This window comes from Desulfovulcanus sp., assembly GCF_982781345.1.
This window is the reverse complement of sequence record NZ_CEYAEZ010000080.1, coordinates 1-9,946: the sequence shown is the minus strand read 5'-3', so window position 1 is coordinate 9,946 and position 9,946 is coordinate 1. Positions and strand designations below refer to the sequence as shown.

The window sequence follows — 9,946 nt, the reverse complement described above, 5'->3', positions numbered from 1 at the left end:
AGTCTTTGTTAGCATTGAAGAAAATGCGCTCGCAAATTAACTCAGAAAGTTGAGTTAAATATCCCCATTTTCCTCTATTTTTTTATCCTCATAGGGAGCAAGTTTTCGCCTATACCATTCCAGCTTGGCGTGTTCCATGGCAGAGGAACACATGCTTAGATTGCTGTAGCTTTGTCCTATACGGTCAATGACCAAACTGGCCAATTTGTAGATACAATAGTTTAACTCTCCTTCATTTTGCACCTCTAAAGCCAATTTTTCTAATAAATCATCAAAAACCTTTCGCCGTTCTTTTTTAATGTATGGCAAGTCTAATTCCTCCTTTTTTTAGAATCCCTTATACCCAGCAACACCCTATACGGACCCGGTGTTCCCGGAGGAACAAAGGCAACCCTGTCACCATCTTTCAGCGTAGTCTGAAAAGAACTTACCCCTCCGTTGATAAACACCGCCTCCACATCATTATCACTCAGACCTAGCCTGGTCATTAAATCACCTGCTGTTTCCTGCTCCTTTATCTCTAGGCTCACATTGCAGCAGTCCAGGTTTCTTTCCCTTAATTTCTTTTGCAAAAAACCAAAAGCATTAAAGGTTATACAAGGCACGCTCTTCTCCTTCTTCCCTGAATTCTGACCGACGGGTAAGGTCATTCCAGGTAATGTAGTAAACCTACCTAGCCAGTTTACCCGTATCCAAACACATGGTATCGTAACCCATCATAACCAAAGTCCCAAACCCCATGACTAGTTACGTTTACCTTTCTGGACAGACTCAAGGATTTCTAATATTTTTTACAAATTATGACTAAGAAAAACATTGCTTGTCTGTTGATTCACGGGTTTGGAGGTTCACCTTTTGAGCTACAAGACTTAGCCAGCACCTTGTCTCAAGCCGGCTATTTTACCAGGCTTCCCCTCCTTCCCGGGCATGGCCAAGACTTGAATGCTTTTCATCAAACGGGCTTTAATGACTGGGTTATTTTCGTAGAACAGGAATATTTAAGATTAAAAAAGGAGTTCTCCCAGGTCTTTGTAATTGGCTTTTCCATGGGAGGAAGTCTTGGGCTCTATCTGGCCCAAAAATATGAGTTGCCAGGCCTGGTCAGCATTGCAGCTCCAGTATTTTTATATCGCATTTTCCCCTTTAAGGCTCCGGACTGGAAACTCCCACTGGTTCCTATCTTGCGTTATTTTCGCAAATATTGGCCCATTGACCCGGCCAGCCCGCAGTCCCGTCAAATCGCACCCTGGCAAGGATACGAAGGGGCTATGGCCCTCCATCCTTTGACCAGCTTAGTCAAAGGAATAAAAAAAGTCCGCCAGGGACTACCCAAAATTAAATGCCCTCTTCTGGTTTTGCACTCGCCCCAGGATAAAACATGCATAGTCGATAATGCTTGGGAAATCATCACAAAAGTCAATTCGCCAATCCGCAGGCTTGAACTATTGCCTATTGAAGAAAGAATTACCAGCGGCCATCTCTTGCCCACGCACCAGGAAACTAAAGAAAGGGTAAAAGAGATTGTTTTAAATTTCGTTAACTATATCATCCAAGTAAAATCTGAAGCTTAGAGATATAGAAAACTAACATCTCACCGGGTCCAAGACTCATACTTCCACTTCTTTCCCCACAAACAACCTGGCATTGTAGCTGCTGCGAACCAGGGGGCTGCAATACATATATTTAATTCCTATCTCTTCTCCAAAACGGGTAAAAGCGGCAAACCTGTCCGGATGGACATAGCGCTTGACCCGGGGATGGTTGCGGGATGGCTGCATATACTGACCAATGGTCACAATATCACATTTTACGCGGGAAAGATCTGTAATAACGTCCAAAACCTCATCATCCTGCTCGCCAAGCCCAACCATAAGGCCGCTTTTGGTCATTATATCCGGGGCCATTTCCTTACTCCAGGCAAGTATGTTCAGGCTCTGATTATAGTTGGCCTCAGGCCTTATCTCACCATAGAGACGGGGAACAGTCTCTACATTATGATTTAAAATATGCGGACCAGCTTCCAGGACAACCTCCAGGGCCCTTTTTTGACCCTGAAAATCAGGGATCAAGACCTCGATAGTTACAGCCGAGAAATCTTCTTTAAGCCTTCTGATTACCGCTGCAAAATGTGAGGCTCCGCCATCAGCCAGGTCATCCCTGGTCACTGAAGTAATGACCACATGCTTCAACTTGAGTTTGCGAACAGCCTGGGAAATTCTTTGTGGCTCGTCTTTATCCACCGGCAAGGGGCTCCCTTTGTAAATATTGCAAAAACGACAATTACGCGTGCAATTTGGCCCCAAAATCAGGAAAGTAGCCACTTTTTTGGAAAAGCATTCAAAGATATTTGGACACCGTGCTTCCTGGCACACAGTGTTTAGGTGTAAATCACGAACCAGTTTTCTGGTCTGAACAAAATGTTCATCCTGGGGCAGACGAATCTTGAGCCAATCAGGCAGACGCAAAGGTTTTTCTGAACTCATGAACAATATCTTCCTTTAGTTTAGACATATCGGGATAATGATCCCCCCGTTCCCTGTGTATGGAGGTCATTTCGATACCATTAAGCCCACAGGGGTTGATAAATTCAAATAAACTCAAGTCATTAACTAGATTTAAGGCCACTCCATGGTAACTGACCCACTTACGCACTGCAATGCCCATGGAAGCAATTTTTTTCCCTGCGACAAAAACACCGGCTTTGTTCTCTATCCGCTCTGCTGAAATCTCATACTTCTTTAATACCTGAATAACAACTTCTTCCAACTCGTAAAAAAACCTTTTGATTCCCCCTTTTTTGCGCTCCAGTTTAAAAATGGGGTAAAAAACCAGCTGCCCCGGGAAATGGCAGGTAATATTTCCTCCACGAGACGCCTTAACAACCCGGACACCTTTCTGGGCAAGCATGGTCCTGTCAACCAAAAGATTTTCCTGGCCACCGTTACGGCCCAGGGTAATCACCGGATAGTGTTCAAGCAAAAAAAGGGTATTGTTTTCTTCCTTTGCTATGACACGCTCCAGAGTCTCAAGCTGTATCTGCAAGGCCTTGTCATACTCTATCAGGCCCAGATCTATGATATTCATGGATTAGTTAATAAAGTTGATAAGTTAGTAAATTGGTTGGCAACCTGTGTGAAACTAAGTTATAAATAGTTTATGGCTAACGCAACTGTCAAATGTAGGTGACACAGTGTACCGTGCCACCTTACTTCTTGATATTCATATTAAATGACTTTACTGTACTTTAAATAAATGCCAAAAATAACTAGTCCCCTGTACATAATATCAAAACAGTATGAATCCAACATATAATATCATAAGCATAGACCTTGAAATCCACCCTCAAACCCACAAACTCCTTAAGGCTGGAGTCTATTGTCTAAAAACTGGAAAAACATTTTTTATTTCTCATAAAAAACCAGACAGTTATGTTCTATTAGATGAATTTTGTCGCGATGCAGACCTTATTATCGGTCACAACATCACATGGCATGATCTCTTATTCTTACGCAAAAATGCTCCTCATTTAAAACTTTGCTCCATCCCCTTTGCAGACACCCTTGTACTTTCCCCCCTGGCTTTTCCTGCGCATCCCTATCACCACCTTTTAAAAGGGTATAAACTGGTAAAACAGGCTGTAAACGATCCTGTTGAAGATGCCAAGCTGGCCTCTGTCCTGTTTTGCGATGCCTATGAATCTTTTGCTGCTTTAGAACCTGAACTTGCCGGTCTCTATGGCCGTCTCTTAAGCCTTGCATTTCCTGACAGCGCTTATAGTATTTTTTTTCAATCCCTGCCAGGCGTAATTCTGCCAGAACAAAACCAGATTATTCCTTTATGGCTTAAATACAGTAAAGGACTTGTCTGTCAGACAAAGGCCGAAGAAATCGTCCGGGAATTAGCATACAATTATACAGGGGAGCATACACCACGAACGCGCCAGGCAACAATTTGTGAGAGCGCTGCTGTCCTGGCCTTTATGCTGGCCTGGCTAAGGGTAGCCGGGGGAAAATCCGTGGTTTCTGCCTGGGTCAGGTATAAATATCCTGAGATTACAGAATATCTCGATGAGTTGCGTGCCAAACCATGCTATAAATACGCATGCTCTTATTGCCAAAAAAATTTCAACCTCAAGGCCAATTTAAAACGCTTTTTTGGCTATGATTCTTTTTTGCCGGTCAAGGACGAAAACCCACCTCTGCAGGAAGAAATAGTTCGCGCCATTGTTCAGGGACACGATTGCCTGGCAGTGTTGCCAACAGGCGCTGGCAAATCTCTGTGTTATCAATTGCCGGCCTTAATGAAAGCCCAACAAAGAAACCAACTAACCCTAATTATTTCTCCTTTACAATCCTTGATGAAAGACCAGGTGGATAATCTGGCTGCGAAAGGTATTTTAAATGCCGGAACCATTAACAGCCTTTTAACCCTTGTGGAAAGGAGAAAAGTCCTTGAAGGTATCCGCATGGGCGATATTGACCTTGTATGGTTGGCGCCTGAGCAATTGCGCAACACAACTGTTAAAAACACCTTAAAACAGCGTGAACTGGCCCTGGTAGTCATTGATGAAGCCCATTGTTTTTCCAAATGGGGACATGATTTCAGGCCGGATTACCTATTTTTAGCCCGCTTTCTCAGAGAAATTTGCAATTCTGACCATGAAGCTCCAGCAAAACTTCCCCAGATAGCCTGTTTTACTGCCACAGCCAAAAAGGAAGTCAAAGAAGAAATTATCACCTATTTTGCCCGTGAAACTGGCAAGACATTAAAATTATTTGAAGCCGGCCATGAAAGGGATAATTTGCGTTTTGAACTTCTGGAGGTTCGTAGCAAAGACAAAATCCACACTATTGAGCAAATTTTAACGGATATCCTTGGCCCCTGCAAAGAACCAAGCCCCAAAACCAGCGAAAATAATGATGAAAATATTAGCTATAGAAGTACAGGCGGGGCAATAGTTTTTGCAGCCACGCGCACAGACACCCAGAAAATCAGCAATAGTCTGGCAGCCTCAGGCTGGTCCTGCGATTATTTTCATGCTGGCCGTACCCCAGAGGAGAAAAAACAAATCCAAGAACGGTTTATCCGGGGAGATTTACAGGTTATTGTAGCCACCAATGCGTTTGGCATGGGAGTAGATAAGCCTGATGTACGCGTTGTTATCCACGCCCATGTGCCAGGTTCTCTGGAAAACTACCTTCAGGAGGCTGGTCGGGCCGGGCGTGACCGCAAACCTGCTTTTTGCTTTTTGCTCTATGATCCTGACGACCTGGAAACCCAGTTTGAAATGACAGCCCGCTCAGAACTAAATTGGCGTGACATCAGTGCCATGTTTACTGGCCTGAAAAAACTGACAGCCAGGGCAAAAGACAGGACTATTGTTGCTACCAGTGGCGAACTGCTGTGTGCGGAAGAAGTCAGCCCTTATCTTGATGAACTCTCTGCCGAAGACACACTCTATGATACCAAGGTAAAAACAGCCCTGGCCCTACTGGAAAAGAGCGGCAAACTCATTCGGGGCGACAATCGAACTCAGGTCATCCAGGGACGAGTCCTGGTCAAAAACAAAAAAGAAGCCGACGCAAAAATTGCCACCTTAAACCTTTCCCAAAAAGAACAGGCCATCTGGAAGCATCTGCTGGACATCCTACTTCAGGCTGGGCCAAAAGATTTATTAAATACGGATTTTTTAAGCCTGGAAACAGGACTTGAGCCGCGCAGAATTCTGGAAATCTTGGCTTCCATGCGAAACGCCGGCATTGTCAGCCATGATCTCAACATGACAGCTTATGTGCGCAAAGGTATTGCTGATGACTCTCTTAGCCGCTGGCAAAACTATCAACAACTGGAAAAATCCCTTTTAAATCTCATGGAAGAAGATGAGCCAGATAGTGAGCCAGATACAACCTATGTCTTCCATTTGAGATACATGACCCAGCGTCTGAAAGACGCAGGTCTTGTTCAGGCAACGCCTCATAAAGTTTTGCTGGTGCTGGAGCTGCTGCTTCAGGAAAACTTAATTCGAGTACGCAATAAAAATCCAGAGGAATACAATTTAATACTGCAAAAAAACTGGGCTGACATCAGAAGATTTGTCTTAAACAGGTCTTTGGTCTGCAAGGTTTTACTTGATTTTTTACTGACAAGACTTGAGCCGACAACCAGAGGCAAAGACCTTTTGGTCTCTTTTCAAAGCGGCCAGGCAACAACAGCACTGCAACACAACCTGACAACAGCGCATTTTAAAGACCATAATAAGTGGCTGGAAATAGGACTTTTAACCCTTGACCGCACAGGAAGTATTTGTCTGCAAAACGGCCTGGCAGTGTTTCGTCCAGCCATGACCATCAAAGTTACTTCCGACCAAAACGAAAGATTTACAGCTAAGGAATTCAAGTCCCTAAAAACCTATTACCAGGAACGCGTGGCCCAAATCCATGTCATGGACAAATACGCGGCCAAGGCCAGAGAAACCATTAAACAGGCCATTATTTTAGTACGCGAATATTTTCACCTGGACAGAAAATCCTTTTATCAGCGCTATTTTAAAGGTAAACAACACCTTTTAGGGCTGCCAACTGCTGAAAAGACCCTGCATGAAATCCTCTCACCATCTCCTCCTTTAAATGAGGTGCAAAAACAAGCTGTTACCTCGCCTTTAAACTCCAATCTCTTGCTGGTGGCCGGGCCAGGCTCTGGCAAGACCAGAACTATTGTGCATCGCATTGCCTATCTGGTGAAGGTCAAACGCGTTTTGCCCTGGCAAATAATGGCCCTGGCCTTTAACCGCAACGCAGTGACTCAGCTCAAACTTCGTCTGCGCAAACTTATAGGTAGTGCTGGCGCAAGGGTACGCGTACACACTTACCATAGCCTGGCCATGAGCCTGACAGGACGCTCATTTCTGGGTCAATCCCTGACTCCGGTACAAAAAGAAACAAAGCTCTTTGATAATATCCTGCAGGAAGCCATTGAACTACTGCAAGCCCATAGCCAAAACAACAGAGAATTCAATAATACTGTTATTTCCTGGCGCGATAAATTATTAAATGGCATAAAATTTATACTGGTTGATGAATACCAGGACATCAATCGCCTGGAGTATACATTATTATCTCTTCTGGCAGGACGGAGCGAAAAGGAAAGTGACACCAAGCCAGCGTTGATGGCAGTTGGTGATGCAGACCAGAACATTTACGCGTGGCAGGGTTCAAACACCATTTATATTCGCAAATTCAGGCAGGATTATAACGCCAAAATCCTGTTTATGGTTCAAAATTACCGCTCTACACCAGCCATTATAGAAATAGCCAGAAGACTCATCAGCCACAATAAAGACCGTATGGATTGCCCGGCCATTCAAAGCGCCCGTTCTGTATCAGATTTAATGCAACCTGTTACTTTAATTACTACGCCTGACAGGGCCGGACTATTTAAAGCAGTGCTTTTACAAGCTCAAAAATTACAAAGTACTGCCAACAATAACCTTTGTATCCTTTGCCGCACGCACCGGGAAATGGATAGCATCCTGGTTATGGCCAAGAAAATGGGCATGACAATTAATTGCCTGCGCCAGAGTATTTATACCAAAATTCCCCTGCCAAAGGTGCGAGAATTTCATATTCTATTAAACAGCCTTAATGAATGTCGGGGACAGCGCATCAACGGCCATAAATTAAAAGAACTCATTGAGGGACTTATTACGGATAGCGGATTCAAACCTGATAATTTCTGGTTAACTCAATTTAAGGCCATATTAAAAAACTATCTGGTCGAAATCGGAGAAGGGAATTATTCAATTTATAACTTTATCCAATTTGTTTACGACGCTGCTAGAGAGCCTGTTCGCTTTGCAGACGAAAAAGGAATTTTTATGTCCACCATGCACACTGCCAAGGGGCTTGAATTTGATACAGTACTGGTAGCAGGAACTCCGCAAAATAGCAGTGAGGAAGAGCGCAGGCTGTACTATGTAGCCATTACCCGCGCTAAAAACCAACTTTTTTGTTTTGAATCCGCGCAAAACCCCAATCCATTTTTCAGGGAAATGAGCAAAAATGCAGACAACAACGATAAATATTGCCAACACATCCAGATGGCCCCTGACCTTAGTCCTGCTGAAATCAAGGCCGCTTCAACCTGCATCTTTGAAACCGGTCTGGATGATATTGTTATTTCATTTCCTGCTTACAAAACAATATATCCTGCTGCACAAAAGATTATTCAATCACTTGAACCAGGACACTTCCATCTGCTTGAACTAAAAGAGATAACAACATCTTCAGATAAAAAACAATTTCGCTTTTACTATAACAAGCGCCCCATTGCCAGGCTGTCGCAAAGAGGGGGAAATAAGTTTCTTAAGCTCCTTAACCAGGGCTATCGGATAAAGAAGGTAATCTTCCTGGCAGCAGTAAAGGTATCTAAATCAGAAAGGACAGCAGAAGACTATCATGGAGTACTGGACAATTGGTTTACGCCTTTGTTTCAGGTGTTGCTAGAGAAGATGTGAAAAAGATGCAGCATTGATTAAATGACAAGGAAATCAAGATAACCCTGAAGAATTATCCTAATTTCGGCATTCAGCAAGTCCTGACAAAAGGGGCACAATTGCCTGGTTTGCCCAATCGGTCTTCAATCTTTCACAAGCAACAGGATGAACGCATTACAATCCTACTCCTCATAACCTTCAAGATCCATTTTAAGCGATAGCAATGTCAACATATCTTTTAGCGCCACTATACCAACCAACCGATCGCCTTCGACTACCATGAGCCGGCTGTTCCCTGCTATACTCATGATTGAAAGAGCCTTCAGAACATCGTCTTCAGGACTAATGGTATTCTCCGGAGAACATTTCCACACAAGCTCTCTTACGGTATGCTGGTCCCATTCTTGGCGTGTAATTCCCTTTACCTGCCGGCTAGTGATACACCCTAGTAACCTTCCGTTTTCAACAACGGGAAACATTTTAAAATAATACTTGTAAAAGAAGTCCTCTACGAGCTCCTTTATCGAAATCGAAGGCGGTACTGTAATGGGGTTGGGTTCCATGAAACGCCTAACCTTCTCTCCTTTGAAGGCTTGCCGCGTCAGAACCTGCTGATAGGATCCACGCGCTGCATTCTGCAAAAACATGCCGATCATGAACCACCATATTCCGCCGATAAAATTTCCGAGCAACACCTGTAAGACGCCAAAGAAGACCAGCACCATACCGAATCCAATCCCGATCCGGGACGCAATGCGGGTTGCCCATCGGAGATTTCCTTTCCAGCCCCACAAGGCCGAACGGAGCATGCGTCCTCCGTCCAGAGGAAAGGCGGGCAGAAGATTGAAGGCAGCCAGAATCAAGTTTATCACCGCGAGATAGCCTATTACGCCTCTAACCGGATCCGGGAACCCGATTGCCCTGCCCACTATCAGAATTCCATAGAAAAAACCGCCCAGCAAGATACTCGAGATAGGACCGGCAACAGCCATCAGAAATTCGACCTTCGCACTCGGAGGGGCTTCCTCCATCTCAGCCACGCCACCGAAAATGAACAATGTTATTCCTTTCATGGGCAAGCCGTATCTTCTTGCCACGAGAGAATGGCAAAGCTCGTGAAAGACTATCGAGGCAAACAGCCCCAGGGCACCAATTGCGCCCATTAGCCAATACGTCGCTTTAGAGAGATCCTTGTAATATTGGGGGAACAGTCCCAGGGCAAGTGACCAAGTAATGAGGATTGCGATGATTATCCAACTAATATCTATCCTCACCGAAAACCCAAAAAGCTTAAAAAGAGTGATTCGTTTCCCAAACATCATATTCCTCCGATTTTTTTCATGGAACAAAATTGATCGTTCACATCGATTAATAACGACCGGACACTGATGACCAGATTTTTAACTCAACTTTCTGACACGATTAACATCCTCAAATTACTACACAATTGAAGAG

General features: G+C 44.1%; 7 protein-coding genes. 2 read left to right on the top strand and 5 right to left on the bottom strand.

The annotated features are described in order from the left end of the window. Nucleotides 1–54: 54 nt before the first annotated feature. Nucleotides 55–309, bottom strand: coding sequence for a DUF6899 family protein (locus tag AC3WVG_RS10600; RefSeq protein WP_252380872.1), 255 nt, complete (start codon nucleotides 307–309; stop codon nucleotides 55–57). Between the two features lie 2 nt (nucleotides 310–311). Next, complete coding sequence (locus tag AC3WVG_RS10595) at nucleotides 312–605, bottom strand: MoaD/ThiS family protein (protein WP_252380873.1); 294 nt, start codon at nucleotides 603–605, stop codon at nucleotides 312–314. A gap of 195 nt (nucleotides 606–800) precedes the next feature. Here AC3WVG_RS10595 and AC3WVG_RS10590 point away from each other — a divergent pair, with 195 nt between their 5' ends. After that, nucleotides 801–1,571, top strand: a complete 771-nt coding sequence (locus AC3WVG_RS10590; protein WP_252380874.1) for an alpha/beta hydrolase — start codon at nucleotides 801–803, stop codon at nucleotides 1,569–1,571. 36 nt (nucleotides 1,572–1,607) lie between these two features. Here the strand turns inward: AC3WVG_RS10590 and lipA are convergent, their stop codons facing one another. Next, nucleotides 1,608–2,483 (bottom strand): lipoyl synthase, encoded by an 876-nt coding sequence (lipA, locus tag AC3WVG_RS10585; RefSeq protein WP_488798089.1) that lies wholly within the window; start codon nucleotides 2,481–2,483, stop codon nucleotides 1,608–1,610. Next, complete coding sequence (gene lipB / locus AC3WVG_RS10580) at nucleotides 2,452–3,084, bottom strand: lipoyl(octanoyl) transferase LipB (protein ID WP_488798088.1); 633 nt, start codon at nucleotides 3,082–3,084, stop codon at nucleotides 2,452–2,454. The genes lipA and lipB overlap by 32 nt, the downstream gene beginning before the upstream one ends. A 211-nt stretch (nucleotides 3,085–3,295) precedes the next feature. Here lipB and AC3WVG_RS10575 point away from each other — a divergent pair, with 211 nt between their 5' ends. Continuing rightward, a complete protein-coding gene (locus AC3WVG_RS10575) occupies nucleotides 3,296–8,512 on the top strand; it encodes a RecQ family ATP-dependent DNA helicase (RefSeq protein WP_488798087.1) in 5,217 nt (1,738 codons plus the stop codon). Between the two features lie 161 nt (nucleotides 8,513–8,673). Here AC3WVG_RS10575 and AC3WVG_RS10570 read toward each other — a convergent pair whose 3' ends face one another. Next, complete coding sequence (locus AC3WVG_RS10570; RefSeq protein ID WP_488798086.1) at nucleotides 8,674–9,813, bottom strand: site-2 protease family protein; 1,140 nt, start codon at nucleotides 9,811–9,813, stop codon at nucleotides 8,674–8,676. Nucleotides 9,814–9,946: the final 133 nt, after the last annotated feature.

Coding starts and splice junctions, on each gene's coding strand:
- AC3WVG_RS10590 (WP_252380874.1), top strand. CDS start 801: ATGACTAAGAAAAACATTGCTTGTCTGTTGATTCACGGGTTTGGAGGT.
- lipA (WP_488798089.1), bottom strand. CDS start 2,483: ATGAGTTCAGAAAAACCTTTGCGTCTGCCTGATTGGCTCAAGATTCGT.
- lipB (WP_488798088.1), bottom strand. CDS start 3,084: ATGAATATCATAGATCTGGGCCTGATAGAGTATGACAAGGCCTTGCAG.
- AC3WVG_RS10575 (WP_488798087.1), top strand. CDS start 3,296: ATGAATCCAACATATAATATCATAAGCATAGACCTTGAAATCCACCCT.
- AC3WVG_RS10570 (WP_488798086.1), bottom strand. CDS start 9,813: ATGATGTTTGGGAAACGAATCACTCTTTTTAAGCTTTTTGGGTTTTCG.